Source organism: Bradyrhizobium hereditatis (assembly GCF_020329435.1).
Taxonomy (GTDB): domain Bacteria; phylum Pseudomonadota; class Alphaproteobacteria; order Rhizobiales; family Xanthobacteraceae; genus Bradyrhizobium; species Bradyrhizobium hereditatis.
Genome location: NZ_JAGKJK010000010.1, coordinates 204,725 through 221,590 on the forward strand (window position 1 = coordinate 204,725; position 16,866 = coordinate 221,590).

Genomic DNA, 16,866 nt, shown 5'->3' on the forward strand with positions numbered 1-16,866 from the left:
ATCTGCGGCCGGCTTACCACGCCGTCCAGCCCCCGTCGACAGCAATGCACTGGCCTGTCACATAGGCCGACAGGTCGCTCGCCAGATAGGCCACAGCGCCCTTCATATCGTCCTCCCGTGCCATGCGCGCAAGCGGCGTGCGGGCCACGTAGCGGCTGAAAAACGGCTCCGGTGTGGCCCTGAAGACGCCTCCGGGCGCCACCGCATTGACCCGGACCTTGGGAGCCAGGGTGGTGGCGAGCCAGCGCGTCATCTGGATCAGGCCGCCTTTGCTCGCAGCGTAGGCGGCGGGGTTCCCCAGCGCAGTTCCCTCGTAGAGCCGCCAGTCCGGCCCGGCGAGCCCGTAGATCGAGGAAATGTTGATCACGCTGCCGTGGCCGGATCGGGCCAAATCCTCGGCTGCCGCCTGGATAAGGACGAACGGCGCGGTCAGGTTGACCTCAAGCGCCCGCCGCCAAGTCGCATCCGATTGCCGTTCGAACGGCACGGCCCAGCCCTCAAGCCCGCTGGTGCCGACGAAGGCTGCGCAATTGACCATGATGTCGATGCCGCCGAATGCCTCGCGTATACGTCGCGGTAAATCCTTCACCGCCTCTCCCTGCTCGAAATCGCAATCGAACATTTCAGCCTTGACCGGCCAGTTCTTCGCGAGTTCCGCCGCAGCCTCTTTGCCGGCAGATGCCGCAATGTCGACCAATGCGATCGTTGCGCCGAGCTCGGCGAGGCCAGCGGCAATCGCACGGCCGATATGACCGGCGCCCCCCGTGATGACAGCAACGCGCCCGTCGAGTGACATCATCTCGCGGAGCGAACGTTCGGTGCTCATCCAAAGATCCTCTGAAATTCGTCGGAGGCGCGCTGCAGGTCGTCGAGCCGCCCGACGTCGATCCAGTATTCCCGCAGCGGGAACACCACGGAGGGTTTGCCGGCGGCGATTGTCCGCTCGATCAGCGTCGGCATGTCCACAGCCTCGTTACCATCGAGATGATCGAGCACGTCCGGATCGAGCAGATAGACGCCGGCATTGACGAAGAACTTCTGCGTCGGCTTTTCGCGGATACCGATCAGACGGTGATCGTTAAAATCGATCACGCCAAATGGCACAGTCACCGAATGCTCACGCACGCAGACGGTGGAGTGCGCTTGATGCTCGCGGTGATATTTCAGCATCTGCTCGAAATTGACCGTGGTGAGCAGATCGCCGTTCATGACGAAGAAAGGCTCTGTCGGGCGCTCAGGCAACAGCGACAATGCGCCCGCAGTGCCGAGGCGCGCATTCTCATGGAGATAGCTGATCTCGACGCCCCAGTTCGAACCGTCGCCAAAATATTCCTGAATCATCTCCGCCTTGTAGTTGACCGAAATGAAGAACTTGCCGAACCCCGCCTTGACGAAGCCGGCAAGGACGGTTTCCAGGATCGGCTTGTCGCCGACGCGGATCAGCGGCTTCGGGACGTCGTCGGTGATCGGCTTCAGGCGCGAGCCCAGGCCGCCCGCCATCAGGACCACCCAATGATCGGGTTGCTGGGCGAGCGCGAGATCATCGATGAGCTTGACCTCGACCACTCTTCCTTCCGCATCAACGATCGGAAGCTGGTGGATCGAATGCTTGCGCATCAGGCTGAGCGCGGCGGGGTTGGAAATGCCGACCGGCGCCGTGATCGGTGTGCGGTTCATCACGAGGTCGACGGAGGCATCTAAGCCGATGCCGCCAAGCAGCGCGCGCCGCACGTCGCCGTCGGTGACGGTACCGATGATCTTGCCATCGCGTTCGACCACCGCCAGCTGCAAATGTCCCTGATCGATCCGCCGCAGCGTCTCGATCAGGGGCGTATCTTCATTGACAACGAATACTTCTTTCATCACGCACCAATCCGGTCGCCGCCGGCGAAGGCGCCGGGCGCGACGCTCTTTGCGACCACCGCGCCCGCGGCAACGACAGCTCCCGCTCCCACGCTGACGCCCACCAGAACCACGGCGCCCGCGCCGACATGGGCGCAGTCGCCAATCGACACGCCGCCACAGAGAACCGCCCCCGGGGCAATGTGCGCGTGGTCGCCCACAATGCAGTCGTGCTCCACCACCGCGCGCGTATTCACTAGAACATTTCGTCCGATCCGCGCTGCCGGTTGGATGACGGCACCCGCCATCACCTGGGCGCCATCGCCGAGCGTCGCATCGGAGGCAATCACCGCGGAGACATGCGATACGACCGGAAAGCTGTAACCCAGATCGGCAAAGCGGCCAAAAAGCGCACGACGCTCGGACAAGCCCGAATCGTTGCGTGAGGCACGATTGCCCAGCCCGTTCACCAGTTCGACCGTATCTACACCCATCTTCAAGGCGTCTTCGTCGGATCCCGTGATCGGAACACCGCCAACCAGCTTACCCAGGAGCGCGGTGTCGCGATCCATTACTGCGGCTGGACGTATGCCGCGGCTTCGCAATGCTTCGATGACAACGCGGGCATGACCACCAGCGCAGAGCACGATCAGACTCATGGCTCCAGCGCCTCATTGGCCGCATAGTCGCGCTGCGCTGCCTTGCCGAGATAGTTCCAATATTCGATCGGCGGAATGCCGCCGCCGGGGCGCTTGACGCCGAGATTATCCTCCGTGAAACGCTCGCCGGCACGGATGGAGCGGATCGCGACAAGGCTGCGTCTTGCCACAGCGCGATTGGGAATCTCTTCTCGCGCAGGCACCTTCCGGCCATCCCCGAGCGCGGCTTCGACGTCGCGGATCGAAGCCACCATCGCAGCCATTTCGCCGGGTTCGATCGAGGCACGGTGGTCAGGTCCCGGCAGATTGCGATCCAGCGTCAGGTGTTTTTCGATCACGGTCGCGCCGAGCGCGACCGCAGCTACAGCAAGATGAATGCCGCGGCTGTGATCAGAAAAGCCGACCGGGAGCCCAAACGCACGGTGCAGCGTTGCCATCGCGCGCAGATTGATCGTCTGCGGATCGGCCGGATACTCAGTCGTGCAATGCAGCAGCGTGACCTTGGTGCATAGCTCGGTCCATGCCTCGCGATCGAGCAGCAGGCTTGCGATATCGGCCGTCGAGGGCCGCGCATGCGCGTCGCGGAGATAGCCGAAAGCGATGATACCGAGGGCCTGCTCTACTTCCGCCAGCGTCGCCATGCCGGTTGACAGGATAATCGGCAGTCGAAAGCGCGCCAGATGCAACAGCAGCGGCGCATTGGTGAGATCGCCCGACCCGACCTTCAGCGTCGAGACGCCGATCCGGCGGACCAGATGCGTGGCGCTCTCGGCATCAAATGGCGTGGACATATAGGTGATACCGGCGGCCACGCAGGCTGTGGCAATGCGCTCTTCGTCGTCTTCGCTGAGCTCGAGCGCGCGCAGCATTTCAAGCTGCGATTGCGCGTTACCGGTATTGACCTGCTGATAGGCGGCTTTAGCAGCCTCTGCGGTCGCAAGCTTGTCGGCACGAAACGACTGAAACTTGATGACGTCGGCGCCTGCCCGCGCCGCGGCCTCCACCAGATCGAGCGCGCGCGTGCGATCGCCGTTGTGGTTAACACCGGCCTCAGCAATGATCAGGGTTCGGCGATGCATAGGTTTCGTCGCTGGGGGCGGCGGCGATCGGAAATCGCTCGCCAATCAAGCGGTTGTCTTAGTCGAGTACACTGGTAAAAGCAACGCAAGCGGGCGGCCTGCGGCGTTCCCTCCAGGCCCCCCCGGGGCCGGCGAACGAATCGCGCGCCGGTTCTTGTTCGATACTGACAGCGGGATTGTCGAGAGCAAAATGATCAATTCGCCGGAGATATTGTTCCTGCTGGTGGGTCGCGGTGGATCCAAGGGATTGCCCGGCAAGAACCTCCGTGAAGTCGGAGGTCTCAGCCTGATCGGCTACAAGGCAAAGGCGGCCCGGCAATCGCGTTACTGCTCGCGCCTGATCGTTTCGAGCGACAGCGCGGAGATTCGGACCGAGGCAAAGCGCCATGGCGCCGAGGTGCTGTTCGAACGCCCGGCCGAGCTTGCGACTGATACCGCTTCCTCCGACGACGTCGTGCTTCACGCCATGGACTGGATCGAGGCGCATGAAGGACGGCGCTACGACGCTATCATGCTCTTGGAACCTTCCTCGCCCTTCGCCCGGCCGGAGCATTTCGACGAGGCGGTCGAACTGTTGGCAAGGCGCAACGCGAGCCTGGTGGTCGGCATGCGCGAGACCGAAGTGGCCTCGATCTTCGTCGGAACGCTGGGCGCGGACGGCTCGATCGGCGGCATTGTCGAGAAGATGTTGAAGACAACGGCGCAGCGTCGGCAGGACCAAGCGCCCGAAGTCACCATGAACGGAGCGCTCTACCTCGTCGGCTGGCAGGCGATGCGCAAGCACCGAAAGATCTATGCTGATCCTTCCGCAAGCTACGGCATCATGATGGACCGCCTGCATTCGATCGAAATCGAGAGTGCCGCCGATCTCGCCTATGCATCCTACGTCATCGAGCACGGCATGCTTGACGCGTCACCATGGCGGAAATCGGCATGACCGCAAGCCGCCGGATCGCCGTCGTCACCGGCTCGCGGGCCGACTACGGGTTGCTGCGGGGAATCCTGACCCGGCTTAAGGCGATGGATGACGTCGATCTCAGCATCATCGCCTGCGGCATGCATCTGGTACCGCGTTTCGGCGAGACCTGGCGAGCCATCGAGGCTGACGGCTTTTCGATCGCGGCGAGGGTCGATCTCCAGTTGAACGACGATCGTGCCGAGACGGTGGCGCGCGGTACCGGGGTCGGTGTGTCCGGATTTGCCGATGTACTTCCCGGCCTTGCGCCAGATGTGCTGGTCGTGCTCGGCGACCGCTACGAAGTGCTGGCAGCCGCGGTTGCGGCGACGCTGTTGAATATTCCGATCGCGCATATCCATGGCGGCGAGATCACGGCCGGCGCCTTCGACGATGCGATCCGCCACGCCATTACGAAGATGGCCTGCCTGCATTTCGTTGCGGCCGAGCCCTACCGGCAGCGCGTGATCCAGATGGGCGAACATCCCGACTTCGTCTTCAATGTTGGCGCACCGGGCCTTGATCTCGCCGACACGGCACCTGCGCTCAGCCGGACCGAGCTGTTCACAAGCCTTGGCATCAGCGGTCCGGAACGCTTCCTGCTGGTCACGCTGCATCCGACCACAGCGCAGCCCGATGCGGACGCCGCTAATGTCGCCGCGCTGCTCGGCGCGCTCGCGGAGGTCAAGGACCGCAGCATCATCTTCACCGGAGTTAACGCCGATCCCGGCTATCGTGCGATCGACGACGCTATCAAGGCTTTCGTCGGGACGCGGACGGACCACGCTTTTCACTTCGCCTCCCTCGGCAGCGAGCGTTACTGGGCCGCGCTGCGACTGGCCGATGCCGTGGTCGGCAACTCCTCCAGCGGCATTCTGGAGGCTCCGGCCGTCGGCGTTCCCTCGATCAATATCGGCGAGCGCCAGCAGGGCCGGCTGCGCGCCGCCTCGGTGATCGATTGTCCCGCCGATTCGGCCGCCATTCTCGCAAGTCTGAAATGCATCTTCGAAGGCCGATTCCGGCCTGATCCGACTACTGCGCCGCCCTATGGCAGCGGAGGTGCATCGGAGAGGATCGCTGGAACCCTTCGAAAGATTGACCTGGGTGCCGCTTTCCCGAAGCATTTCCATGATTTAGCTGTTGCGCCCGAACACTTCAAGATGGGCGGATAACCCGCCGGCCATTGTTGCCTGTGCAATGCGCCAGGTTGTATAGATCGGGCGAATTAGAGGATCCGCGCCAGGCCCGGAGAAACGCGACATGACGACAATCGACTCCCTGACGGATGCGACGCCCGCCGCACGCAAGGTCAATGTCGGCGAGTTGCCAATCCCGCCCTATCGCGGCAACACCCTGCCCTCGATCGACTATGACGCGCATCCGGCCTACGGCGGCATGTTCGCGCGACCGACTTTCCGCGAACGCCTTTACGCGCTGAACGTGTTCCTGCGGACGTTTGCCTTCGTCACCATTCGCCGCATTGTCGATTATGACAACATGCCGCTATTGACCAAGGAAGCCGGCTTTAGCGGCCTCAACGCGCGGACGGCCCTGCGCTACATATCGATGTATGCACGCATCCGCGCCAGCCGCGCAATCGGCACGTTGACCGGTGCGCGGCGTCCTGCGGTGCCGGCAAACCCGGCGCTGCTCAACAAGATCAAGTCCGATGGCATCGTCTGCCTGACGCTTGCGCCGGATGAAATCGACGAGATTCGAAGCGTCACCAATCCCGGCTTTGCCAAGCTGGACGAGCGCCGAGCCAACATTCCGCCGGAGAAACGCAAGTTCGACGACAACGTCTATTGGTGCACGCGCTCCGCCGATCCGGAGGCCTTCGCGACCGTGGAGAAGATCTTCAAGCGCTACGGCATCATGGAGGCTGCGAGCGCTTATCTCGGCCGCCCGGCCGGCGTGAAGCACGTCAATGCCCAGATCAACGACCAGGATCTCGCGTTTTGGAAACGAGTATTTCCTGACACCCAGCTTCCGGACCCCTGGGGCAGCTATCTGCATATCGATGCCACCTACGGCATGCTGAAATGCGCGATTTACGTCCACGACATCGGCCCGGACGGCGGACCGTTCTGTTACATCCGCGGCAGCCACAATGCGAAGATCGGCTGGTTCGAAGGTATGGTGCGCCGAACCAACGACTTTAGCGGCTTCTCGGGCCGCCGGCCCGAGGCGCGCAAGAAGTTCATGGCACTGCCGGCATTCCTGCGCAAAAAGGCGGATTTTGGCGGCGACTTGCAGGACAACTCCCCCGACGTGGCGCGGCTGCGTGAGGGACATTTCGCTGCGACCTCGAATTACGGCAACTGCGTGCTGTTCGATGGCAACGGCATGCATCGCGGCGGCATGGTGAATAAGGGCGAACGCCGCTGCCTGTTCATTCTGCTCGCCGAAATCTGAGGCCTTGCGTTCTAACGCCGTGACAAGCGATCAGCTCTTCGGGCGGTTTAGCTTGCTCGGCCGCGTGAGATACTCGGCGAGCTGTTCGGGGCTGAAATAGGCCGACTGGCTGCGCAGTGGGCTGTCCTTGCGGACAAAGGCGAGATCGATCTGGGCGAGCGCGCCATCCAGCGAGCGCATATGCCCCTCGAGCACGTCATAGACGGCGAACCCTGTCTCGTCGCAGAAGCGCACGATGTCGGCGAATTGCGGAATGCCATGGCGCATCGGCATCATCGTGGTCTCGAGGATCATGAGGTCGATCTCGTTGATGCGCGTACCAAGCCCCCTCAGCACCTCGATCTCGGCGCCCTGGGTGTCGACCTTGATGAATACGGGATGCTCGAGCTTCTCCGGCAGCAATGAGTCCAGCCGACGCATCGGTGTCTTGCGCGCTTCGCCGTCGAGCGCCTTGCCTTCGACCTGGGCGAAAATGCTCGAACCCGAGATGTCGTCATGCACGTTGAAGGTGATCTCACCGTTCTCGGCACCGGCGGCGACCAGGAAATATTCGGCGTCGAGCCGCTGCTTGAGCTGCTCGAGGATGGGACGACATTCCGCGACCGGCTCGACCAGAAAGTACTTTGCGCGCGGAAATGCGTCGTAGATCGGCGAGGTGCCGAAAGCAATGCCGACGTCGATCACCGTTTTGACCTCGAAGCCAAGCGACTTCAGGTGCTTGAAGAACAGCGCGAAGTTGCGGACCGGCGCATTAGTGCGCATCAGGCGCAGGCCGATCGGCTCCAGGACGCGATTGATGGCCTGGAACGCGGCTGAGACGAATGCCTTCATGAAGCGTGCGCCTGTTGGGCAAGAGCCGAGGTGATGTCACTGATCGAGCGCATAATGCCCTGTCCGTCAATGGATTCAGTGGAATTTGCAATCGACAGGTCGATTTGGTAGATCAGCCGGGCAAGCCGGTCAAGCGACCGCCCCTTCTGCAGCGGCAGCGACATCAGCATGAAAGTTCTCGTGACCGGAAGCTCCGGCTTCATCGGCCAAGCGGTGGTGCGGCGGCTGCGCACCGAGGGGTGCGAGGTTGTGGGACTGGACAAAGTTCCGGCTGCCGCAAACGACATTGTATGCGATCTCCTGGAAGCCGATCGCCTCAAACAAGCTGTGCAGCGTGCAGCACCGGACGCACTGGTCCACCTCGCGGCGCGAATCGATCTCGACGAAAGAACCAACCTTGCGGGCTATGCCGCCAACATCGAGGGCGTCGAGAACCTGATCGAGGCGGTGCGGTTGACGCCGTCGATCCGGCGCGGGATATGGACCTCATCGCAGCTCGTCTGCCGCGTCGGTTATGTGCCGAAGAGCGACACCGACTACACGGCGGACACGTTGTATGGAAAGAGCAAGGTCCGCACCGAACAAATCGTTCGCAGCGCGGACGGCGCAGACCGCGAGTGGTGCCTGGTGCGCCCCACCACCGTCTGGGGCCCCGGCATGAGCGCACACTATCAGCGCTTTCTCCGCATGATCGAACGCGGACACTATTTCCACGTCGGGTATGGCCCGCTCTGGAAGTCCTATAGCTATATCGACAACATTGCATTCCAGTACTGGCGCCTGCTCGCGGTCCCTGCCGAACAGATCCAGCGCCGGACATTCTACCTAGCCGACTATGCGCCGATCGATCTCATCGCCTGGTGCGACGCCTTTCAGCGCGCATTCCGTTCCCGCCGCGTTCCGCACTTGCCTGTGGCCGTTGCGCGCACGTTGGCTCTTTGCGGCGACGCGGTGAACGCGGTTGGGATTAAGAAGTTTCCGTTCAATTCCTTCCGCCTTAACAACGTGCTCACGCAATATCAATTCGACCTCAAGCCCACGGCCTCGGTCTGCGGCGATCTGCCGTTCGACATGGAGCAAGGTGTCGCAGCGACGGTTGCGTGGCTGCGTGAGATCCCGGCGCGGTAACCCGCGTCAAGTAGCCGAGCCATTCAGCTGAAGCTCCCCGGCATCCTGCGGCGATCCCGACCGCAGTCTGGTGAAATCGAGCATGAAGCCGATCAACGCCATCGACACGAGTACCAGCGCCGAATTGGCCATGCCGAGCGGCCCCTGCACCACGCTGAGTACGATGCTGGCGAGAACAAAGACCAGAAGCAGCGACGGTGTCACCAGATCTGAATGCCTGGTTCCCGCCGCGCTCCAGCCGGCAATGACACCCCAGAGCAGGATGTAAATGACTGCACCAACGAGGCCGAAATCAAGGAAGGCGGCGCCCCACACAGTCGGGAAGAAGCCATAGATCGAGGCTGCTCTCTGCTCGGCCTCCATAGCCTCGACCTGCTGGCTATTATGAAAGAAGACCCGCAGGATCGGCGACAGCACGCCGATCTCGTAGACGCCCCATTTCGGGGTAAATTTGTCGCGCGCACGCCACGTGATATCGATCGTACGTACCCCGTGGGTAAGATAGAAATAGGTGCTCAGGCCGATCATCGCGCCGCGCGCAGACAGCCGGCTAGATTCAATCGCGGACGTGACATAGCCCCGCGGCTTCACATTCCAGGCTTCCAGCATTATCGCTAGGACCGCATCGGCGGAGCTTGGCTTCTGCGGTGGCGGCGGAGCCGCACGTGCCTCTGCAAACCGCTTGTTGAGATCCGTTGCCGTAATTATTTCGCCGGCCTTCTGCCGGCTGGCTTCGTCGGCCCGGTTCTGCGACGGCTGACCGGCAGTGGCTGGAGGCGCCTCGCGCCGCGCCTTCTCATGCTGCAGCTCGGTAATCAGCGGCGACATCTGGATGCAGAAATTCTGCCGGGTGCTCCAGATGGCGCTGGAGTAGATCGCAAATAGCGCCACTGCTGCAACCGTCTTGATGACGAGATAGTGGCCGCGCGGCAATGGCGGCCGCCCCTGCGCGAGACGAACCAGGATCGCCATGACAACCAGAACGAGAACGAACAGGATCGGCATTCGCCCCGAATACAGCACTGCATATCCGACAGGAGAAACGATCGACAATTGCGCAAGCGCGGCCCCGCTTCCCGTGATTTCCTCTCCTCTGAGGAGGAACAGCACTACGGAGACGAAACCGAAGGAAAACATGGCATAGCCGCCGTAGAGCAGCGGTGTCCGCTGGATCGATACGGCGTCAACCAGCTCCGGCGCACAGCGCAGCAGCTCCGAGTAGGCGCTGTTGCTCACCCCGCTCATCAGCGTGCGGTCGAACGCGACCAGTGCAATTCCGACAATGCCGAGAAGTGAGGCCGCGGTGACGACACGATTCAGCATCTGTCTGGTGAGTGGAGGCATCTGGCCTTGGCGCAAGAAGTAGCGGGTGAAAACGAGCTTGCCGCTGTGATAGCCAAGCAGAAAGATTGTGATGCCCGTGCTGACAACAGTAAGCACAACCAGCGACGGCTGACCTGGATAATCTATTGGTCCGACGGCAACGCTCAAAAGCATTGCGCACCAGACCAGCACAATGAGGATTGCGGGCGACGAGAGACTGCCCGCCAAGTGGATAAGCCGCTGCATTTTGCCGTCAGAAACGCGCCCAGACCCTAGAGTTGTGTAGCAGGGTCACCTTGACATCGCAATGACGTTACCACCTGTTCACGGATAGAGCATATCGGGATCTGTCGGAAGGCCGACACTATCCGGTTCGGCGGGTTCCTTACTAGTCTGGCGTATCCTGCGAATAGCCAGTGCCGCCAGCGACAGCAGCAATGCGGCGCTGGCGATGCCACCGGCTACTGCCGCACCATAGATGCCATAGACTGGAACCAGGAGAACGTTCAACAGCGCCGACATTGCAGCCGAACCGAGATTGCAAATCAGGAGATCATTGTCCGATCTCGCAGCATAGAGCGCGTAGGAGGGAACATCGGCCAGCATGCGCAGGAAGATTCCCGGCAGCATGGCATAAAATACTCCGACGCCCGAGGCGTAGGTGGATAGCCCGAGCAGCGACAACATCGGTGCCATGGCAAAGCCACAGATGATCACGGTTCCCAACGCCAGCGCCAGCATCGACCATAGGAAGGAGCGGAGTGCCGTGCGGTAGGCATCGACCCCCGCCGAATATCCCGCGATTACCTTCGGCAGGAACTGGTGCGATACCGATCCCCCCAGCGACAGTAGGCCGATCAGGATCGTCGAATAGAATGTGTAGACGCCGAGTGCATCGCGCCCCACGAACACATCGATGACGAAGCGATCGACATAGGAGATGACCAGCGCACCGGCTGCGGTAAGCATGAAGGGACGCGCCGTCCGTAGGCCCTCCCCGATTGCCGACCGGTCGGGCCGGTATCCCCTCAACTCGCGCCAGGGAAGCTCGGAGAGCGAGAAAGCGGAAAAAGCAATCGACAGCACGCCGCCGATCGCCCACAGAACCAGCACGGTCTCGAGCGTCCGCGTCGAGGGCGCCGCAAACATCAGAACGGCCACGGCGTACACCCAGATGCCGCCGCGTAAGAAAACGCCGATATACGCGCGGACCGGCCGCCAGGTGATGATTAGGATCCGCGTCGCCTCCAGCGAGACGTGCTCGGTGATCAGTATCACGACGAACCATGGCGCAAGACGAGCGGGGAAGAAACCCATAGCGATCGCACCAAACACTATAACGCAGATCGCAAACAACGCCGCCGAGCCGAGCGCCATCTGATCAGCGATGATCCGTGCCCGCCGTTCCGGCGTCGCCGGCACCAATTCGCGCAACGTGTAGGAATAGAACTCAAGTCCGACCGCGAGCAGCGCGAACGCAAGCGTCGCCGTCAGGAGACCATACAGCCCCACCTCTGCCGGCGACAGCATGCGTGCCAGCAGCAGCGACAACAGAAAGCGGCTTGCCAGCGTCAATGCGCGTAGGATCAGCGCCGACACCGTGCCCGCAATCGCCGGCCGGGTGACGAGATCAAGCAGACGAGATCGCATCACGCTGTTCATCACCACCCGCTATCGGCATCGGTTGCAGCGTGTCTCCTGCATGATCGTCAGGCGGCAGTCCTGCAAGACTTGAGAAAGCGCGGCAAATGCGCATTCAACGAACGCACCAACGGCTCGACCGATGCCCGCGCCGCGGCGTCCCCAGCATCGAAATTGCGCCAGCCGAAATAGTCGCCCTCGACGCTGATGGATGCGAGATGGCGCACAATCTCGCGCCGTATCACAGCGAGGTCATCAGGCAGGCGCCACTGCGCAAGCCGTTCCGCAAGCGCATCGACTTCGTCGACATCCTTGACATTCATGAAGTGCTGCTCGGTCGCATAATAGGGTTCGGTCGCGATCGAACAAAGCCCCGCCAGTGCCGCCTGAAGCCCGATCGTCCCCGTAAACGTCACCGAAACTCCGCATTTGCCGATCAGCAGGTTAGCCGGCACGTCGTAGGGCACCAGCGTCACGAAAGACAGCTTTGAAAGCCGCTCGAACAGTTCGCGCTGACGGAAGCCAAACTGCAGCGGATGATCCTTGACGAAGATATGGTAGCCCGCGCGGCCAAGCACCTCGCAATAACGCACCAGAACATCGTCATGCGCGAGCATATCCCGGGACTTCAGCCAATAATCCATCGAAGCTTCGGGAAAGAGCTGCAGCCCGAGGAACACGCGCCGCTCGCGCGGCAGGCCGGCAAGCTGCTTGTCCCAGTCGTGATCGAGCAGCTTGAGTGCTGCCACGTCGCTGACGCGCACCTTGTGCTTCAGCCGCTTCAGTGCATCCAGATAATGGCAATTGTAGCGGTCGCGTTTCACGAAACGCCAGACATTGAAGAAGGCACCACGCACGGCGTAGTAGCCGAATATGCGCCAGAACCTGGCCTGCGAGAAGCGCTTGGCATCGCGCACATAAGCCGGCGCGAAATCTTCAGTGCAGAGCTCACCTATCGCGGCATCGATGTTCTCGGCCGAAGGCTCGCGCAACCTGGCCGGACGGCCGCGGCGCATCAGCATCACCTGATCGGGAATGATTGACGTCGTCATTTCGAGAAAATCGATGCCGCGGCGGCGCGCCGTCCGCTCCATCACGTCCATGACATAGCGATCGATAGTGAACGTCATGACGAGATGGGGATCGAGCCTATCGAAGGCCTGCTCGATCGCCTGCGTCATGCCGCCGATCATCTTGAGCGCGAGACTGCGGTCGATGCTGCGAAGCACGCGGCAGCGCAGGATGATGTCCGCGCATCCCTCCTCGCCAAACCGCGCAATCGCGACGGCCGCCGCATCCCCCTTGTCGATAAAACGGTAGAAATCGTCGACCAGCGAATAGTCACCGTCGTCCCGCAGATCACTCAGCACGACCACGTCGGCAAACTCCATCCGCGATGCCAGGTATTTCCACCACGGCGTCGTGCTGTGAATGGTGAAGAAGACGATGCGGGGCATCAGACCTTATTTGCGCTTTCTGCCAAGAAGGGGCTACTCGGCAGGTTGATACAGCGCGTATGCATATCCTCGGCGACCGGAAGCTGCGAACGCGGGCAGTCGCGGTACATCGGCAGGAGGTGCATTGGCGTCCATAGCGGCCTTGCGCGGATGCCATGGCCGTGCAACGCCGCCAGCAGGCGGTCGCGCTCAGCGGCGTATTCGCGCTCGAGCACGAGCGTATTTAGCCAGTAATTGCTCTGCGAGCCTTCCGGCTCGCGATAGATGCGCGCCCAAGGGAAATCGCTGAAAGCAAGAAGATAGCGCTCCGCGAGTCGACGCTTGGCATCGACCATCGCCGGCAGCCGTTCCATCTGCCCGCAGCCAAGCGCCGCATTGATGTTCGGCAGCCGGTAGTTGTATGCGACCTCGTCATGGTCGAAGGCCCAGGCATGCGCCCGCTTTGCCGTTGAGGTGAAGTGCCGCGCGTGACGGGCATGTGCCTCGTCGTCGGTCACGATCATACCGCCGCCGCCTGTGGTGACGATCTTGTTACCATTGAAACTGAGCACGGCGGAATGGCCAAATGTCCCACAACCCTTCCCGCCCAGGGTCGAGCCGAGCGATTCGGTCGCATCCTCCACGATCACGAGCTCGTATTTGGCGGCCACTGCGCCGAGCGCGGCCATGTCCACCGGATGTCCGAAAATGTGCACCGGAACCACGGCGCGCAGCCGACGGCCGGTCTGCTTATTCACCCATGCGCCGTTCCGCCGCTCGGCGACGGCGTCGAGATGCGCCTCGAGCGCCTGCGGATCAAGTCCCAGCGTATCCCAGGTCGAATCGACGAAGTGCGGGATGGCACCGGCGTGACTCACTGCGTTGGCGGTAGCCACGAAGGTGATTGCGGGTAGCAACACCTCGTCGCCCTGCTCGACACCTTCGAGCACCAGCGCGGCGTGAAGCGCGGCGGTACCGTTGACGATCGCCACCGCATGGCGCGCCCCGGTCGCGGCCGCGACCATCTCTTCGAAGCGGGTGACATATTTGCCCGCCGACGACACCCAGTTGCTATCGATGCAATCGAGCACCAGTTCGCGCTCGCGCTGCCCAAAGCGAGGCTCGTGCAACTCGACCGGGCGCGCGGCGGAGCCGAGCACGGCGTCGATCGCGCCGAGCACGGGCTTGAGGTCAAGCATGTCGGGATACTTGCGGTTCGCCTGGGCGGTTGAACTGACCATCTTGTTCACAGCGTGTATGCATTGGCGCGATAACGAGAGAGGTTCTCCTGTTCGGTGAACCACGCGATGGTCTGTTCGAGGCCCTTACGCAGGCCGTCGACGCCACCGAACCGAGGCGACCAGCCGAGCAGCTTCTGCGCCTTGGCGTTGCTGGCCCACAGGCGATCCACTTCGCTGCGTTCCGGCCGGACCCGGACGTCGTCCTGCTCGATCTCGATCGTGGCGTTCATCAATTCGGCGATCAGCCGCGCGGTATCGCCGATCGATATCTCGAAGGCGTTGCCGATATTGATGACCTCGCCGATGCCCGCCCTGCTCTCGAGCGCCGCCAGGAAGCCGCCGACGGTATCGGCGACATAGTTGAAATCGCGCGTGGGATGGATGCTGCCGAGCTTGATCTTGCGTGCGCCCGACGCGATCTGGGTAATAATGGTCGGGATCACTGCGCGCGCCGATTGCCGCGGACCATAGGTATTAAAGGGACGCACCACGGTCACCGGCGTGCCAAACGAACGCTCGAAGGACAAAGCAAGCTGATCCGCGCCGATCTTGGTAGCGGAATAGGGCGACTGCCCCTGTAGTGGGTGGTCCTCGGTGATTGGAACAAATTGGGCGGTGCCATAGACCTCGCTTGTTGAGGTATGCACCAGACGCTCCACGCCGAGGTCGCGCGCCGCCTGCAAGACGTTGAGCGTGCCACGTATGTTGGTTTCGACGTAGGTGTCCGGTGAATGATAGGAATAGGGAATCGCAATCAGGGCCGCGAGATGCAGGATGGCGTCGCATCCCTTCATCGCGGTGCGCACGCCATTTGGGTCGCACACGCTACCGGCGAAAATATCGAGTTCATTGCGGATCTCCGGCGGCGAGGAGTCAAGCCAGCCGTGCGAGCCCATGCTGTTATAGTGTACAAACGCGCGAACCGTGAAATTCCGTCGGACCAGTTCCTCCGCGAGGTGGGACCCGATAAAACCGCCTGCGCCAGTCAGCAAAATTTTCCGCAACTTTCCGGTTCCCTTCGCCAAGCCAGGTTACCCTGCAATGCGAGGTAACCGATCCGGTATGGCCGCTTCTAAACAGTCCTTCTGCGAGAGACCAGCCGGAACGCACAGAAATATGCGCGCCCTCCCCGTAACACATTGATCCGGTACTAATTACCGGAATTGCCGCTCGAATCTGGCAATACCATGATACCACCCCGCGCCAGTTTAGCGGAACGTGCGGACCAGATGGACTACAGTTTGCAGTTGTTCACTGGTGATTTCCGCAAACATCGGCAGCGACAGAATGCGCCCCTGATCGGCAAACGCGTTCGGAAACTGCTCGGGGCGATGCTCGAATCGAGCATAGGCGGCAAGGAAAGGCAGTGCCGTCGGATAATTGATCGCAGTTTGCACGCCGTTGGCCTTCAGGTGTGCCGCCAGCGCGTCACGGCGCGGATGCCTGATAGTATAGAGATGATAGACATGGCTGCGGTCAGAGGCGACCTCCGGCACCGCCACATCCTCGATCTGGTTGAGGCCGGCGTCATAGACTTTCGCCGCATCCTGACGCGCCTTGGTCCACTCTGCGAGATGCGGTAGTTTCGCTGAGAGAATCGCCGCCTGCATGCCGTCGAGCCGGCTGTTGATGCCCTCGATTTGATGCTGATGCTTTACCAGGCCGCCGTGCCGCGCCAGCATGGTCATGCGTTCGGCCAACGCATCGTCGTTGGTGACGACCGCGCCGGCGTCGCCCATCGCGCCGAGATTTTTGCCGGGATAGAACGAATAGGTTGCGGCCGCGCCGAAGGTTCCAACCTGCTGCCCTTTATAACGAGCCAGATGGGCCTGCGCGCAATCCTCGATCACCCAAAGCTTGTGCTTGCGCGCGATCGCCATGATCGCATCCATGTCCGCCGGCTGTCCGTACAGGTGAACGGGAATGATGCCAACTGTGCGCGGCGTAATCGCGGCCTCGATCGCCGCCGGATCAATCGTGAAGGTGACGCCATCGGTATCGCAAAACACCACGGTGGCGCCGGCATGCGTGATCATCGCCGATGTGCTGATCCAGGAATGCGCAGTGGTGATCACCTCGTCGCCCGGCTTCACCTTCAGCGCGGTCATCGCGAGATACAGCGCGTCGGTGCCGTTGGCGCAGGAAACACAATGCCTGACGTCTACGGCCGCGGCGAACTCGCGTTCGAATACGTCTACATACGATCCGCGAATAAAAGCGTTGTCACGGATGACAGAGGCAATCGCGCCGTCGATCTCGCTCTTGATGTTCTGATATTGCAGTTGCAGATCCGCAAAGGGTACCGGCATCGATCGT

General features: G+C 61.8%; 16 protein-coding genes. 4 read left to right on the forward strand and 12 right to left on the reverse strand.

The genetic code is table 11. From position 1 onward, the window contains the following. Positions 1-13: 13 nt before the first annotated feature. Genes J6524_RS23665 through neuB form a run of 4 tightly spaced genes read right to left on the reverse strand, consistent with a single transcriptional unit; the run spans position 14 to position 3,580 of the window. Positions 14-826, reverse strand: a complete 813-nt coding sequence (locus tag J6524_RS23665) for an SDR family oxidoreductase (protein ID WP_225674975.1) — start codon at positions 824-826, stop codon at positions 14-16. Further along, positions 823-1,863 carry a nucleotidyltransferase family protein gene (locus J6524_RS23670; protein ID WP_225674977.1) on the reverse strand — a complete coding sequence of 347 codons (1,041 nt, stop codon included), beginning with the start codon at positions 1,861-1,863 and terminating at the stop codon, positions 823-825. The genes J6524_RS23665 and J6524_RS23670 overlap by 4 nt, the downstream gene beginning before the upstream one ends. After that, a complete protein-coding gene (locus J6524_RS23675; RefSeq protein WP_225674979.1) occupies positions 1,863-2,501 on the reverse strand; it encodes an acetyltransferase in 639 nt (212 codons plus the stop codon). Before J6524_RS23675 ends, J6524_RS23670 begins: the two co-directional genes overlap by 1 nt. Further along, entirely contained in the window at positions 2,498-3,580 is a 1,083-nt protein-coding gene (gene neuB, locus J6524_RS23680; RefSeq protein ID WP_225674981.1) for an N-acetylneuraminate synthase, read from the reverse strand. The genes J6524_RS23675 and neuB overlap by 4 nt, the downstream gene beginning before the upstream one ends. Positions 3,581-3,770: 190 nt before the next feature. On the opposite strand from neuB, the gene J6524_RS23685 reads away from it, so the two are divergent. The 3 genes from J6524_RS23685 (at position 3,771) to J6524_RS23695 (ending at position 6,950) form a co-directional block, all read left to right on the forward strand. Further along, positions 3,771-4,517 (forward strand): acylneuraminate cytidylyltransferase family protein, encoded by a 747-nt coding sequence (locus J6524_RS23685; protein WP_225674983.1) that lies wholly within the window; start codon positions 3,771-3,773, stop codon positions 4,515-4,517. Next, the gene (gene neuC / locus J6524_RS23690; protein ID WP_225674985.1) at positions 4,514-5,707 is read left to right on the forward strand and encodes a UDP-N-acetylglucosamine 2-epimerase; all 1,194 of its coding nucleotides are present in this window, start codon (positions 4,514-4,516) and stop codon (positions 5,705-5,707) included. Before J6524_RS23685 ends, neuC begins: the two co-directional genes overlap by 4 nt. 88 nt (positions 5,708-5,795) lie before the next feature. Then, positions 5,796-6,950, forward strand: a complete 1,155-nt coding sequence (locus tag J6524_RS23695; protein ID WP_225674986.1) for a phytanoyl-CoA dioxygenase family protein — start codon at positions 5,796-5,798, stop codon at positions 6,948-6,950. A 30-nt stretch (positions 6,951-6,980) separates the two neighbouring features. Here J6524_RS23695 and J6524_RS23700 read toward each other — a convergent pair whose 3' ends face one another. Together J6524_RS23700 and J6524_RS23705 are read right to left on the reverse strand one after the other, a co-directional pair. Next, positions 6,981-7,781: an FkbM family methyltransferase gene (locus tag J6524_RS23700; RefSeq protein ID WP_225674989.1), complete on the reverse strand. Its 801-nt coding sequence runs from the start codon at positions 7,779-7,781 to the stop codon at positions 6,981-6,983. Beyond that, on the reverse strand, positions 7,778-7,951 hold the full coding sequence (locus J6524_RS23705; RefSeq protein WP_225674991.1) for a hypothetical protein: 174 nt from the start codon (positions 7,949-7,951) through the stop codon (positions 7,778-7,780). Before J6524_RS23705 ends, J6524_RS23700 begins: the two co-directional genes overlap by 4 nt. On the opposite strand from J6524_RS23705, the gene J6524_RS23710 reads away from it, so the two are divergent. After that, a complete protein-coding gene (locus J6524_RS23710) occupies positions 7,950-8,909 on the forward strand; it encodes an NAD-dependent epimerase/dehydratase family protein (RefSeq protein WP_225674993.1) in 960 nt (319 codons plus the stop codon). The genes J6524_RS23705 and J6524_RS23710 overlap by 2 nt on opposite strands. A gap of 6 nt (positions 8,910-8,915) precedes the next feature. On the opposite strand, the gene J6524_RS23715 is transcribed toward J6524_RS23710, so the two are convergent. From J6524_RS23715 to J6524_RS23740, 6 genes are all read right to left on the reverse strand, one after another. After that, positions 8,916-10,478 carry a hypothetical protein gene (locus tag J6524_RS23715; protein ID WP_225674995.1) on the reverse strand — a complete coding sequence of 521 codons (1,563 nt, stop codon included), beginning with the start codon at positions 10,476-10,478 and terminating at the stop codon, positions 8,916-8,918. Between the two features lie 78 nt (positions 10,479-10,556). Then, positions 10,557-11,882 carry a lipopolysaccharide biosynthesis protein gene (locus J6524_RS23720; protein ID WP_225674997.1) on the reverse strand — a complete coding sequence of 442 codons (1,326 nt, stop codon included), beginning with the start codon at positions 11,880-11,882 and terminating at the stop codon, positions 10,557-10,559. Between the two features lie 59 nt (positions 11,883-11,941). After that, on the reverse strand, positions 11,942-13,330 hold the full coding sequence (locus J6524_RS23725; RefSeq protein ID WP_225674999.1) for a hypothetical protein: 1,389 nt from the start codon (positions 13,328-13,330) through the stop codon (positions 11,942-11,944). Continuing rightward, positions 13,330-14,469, reverse strand: coding sequence for a LegC family aminotransferase (locus J6524_RS23730; protein WP_225675001.1), 1,140 nt, complete (start codon positions 14,467-14,469; stop codon positions 13,330-13,332). The genes J6524_RS23725 and J6524_RS23730 overlap by 1 nt, the downstream gene beginning before the upstream one ends. A gap of 86 nt (positions 14,470-14,555) precedes the next feature. Next, on the reverse strand, positions 14,556-15,554 hold the full coding sequence (locus J6524_RS23735) for an NAD-dependent 4,6-dehydratase LegB (RefSeq protein ID WP_225675003.1): 999 nt from the start codon (positions 15,552-15,554) through the stop codon (positions 14,556-14,558). A 204-nt stretch (positions 15,555-15,758) separates the two neighbouring features. Then, positions 15,759-16,859, reverse strand: coding sequence for a DegT/DnrJ/EryC1/StrS family aminotransferase (locus J6524_RS23740; RefSeq protein ID WP_225675006.1), 1,101 nt, complete (start codon positions 16,857-16,859; stop codon positions 15,759-15,761). Positions 16,860-16,866 lie beyond the last annotated feature (7 nt).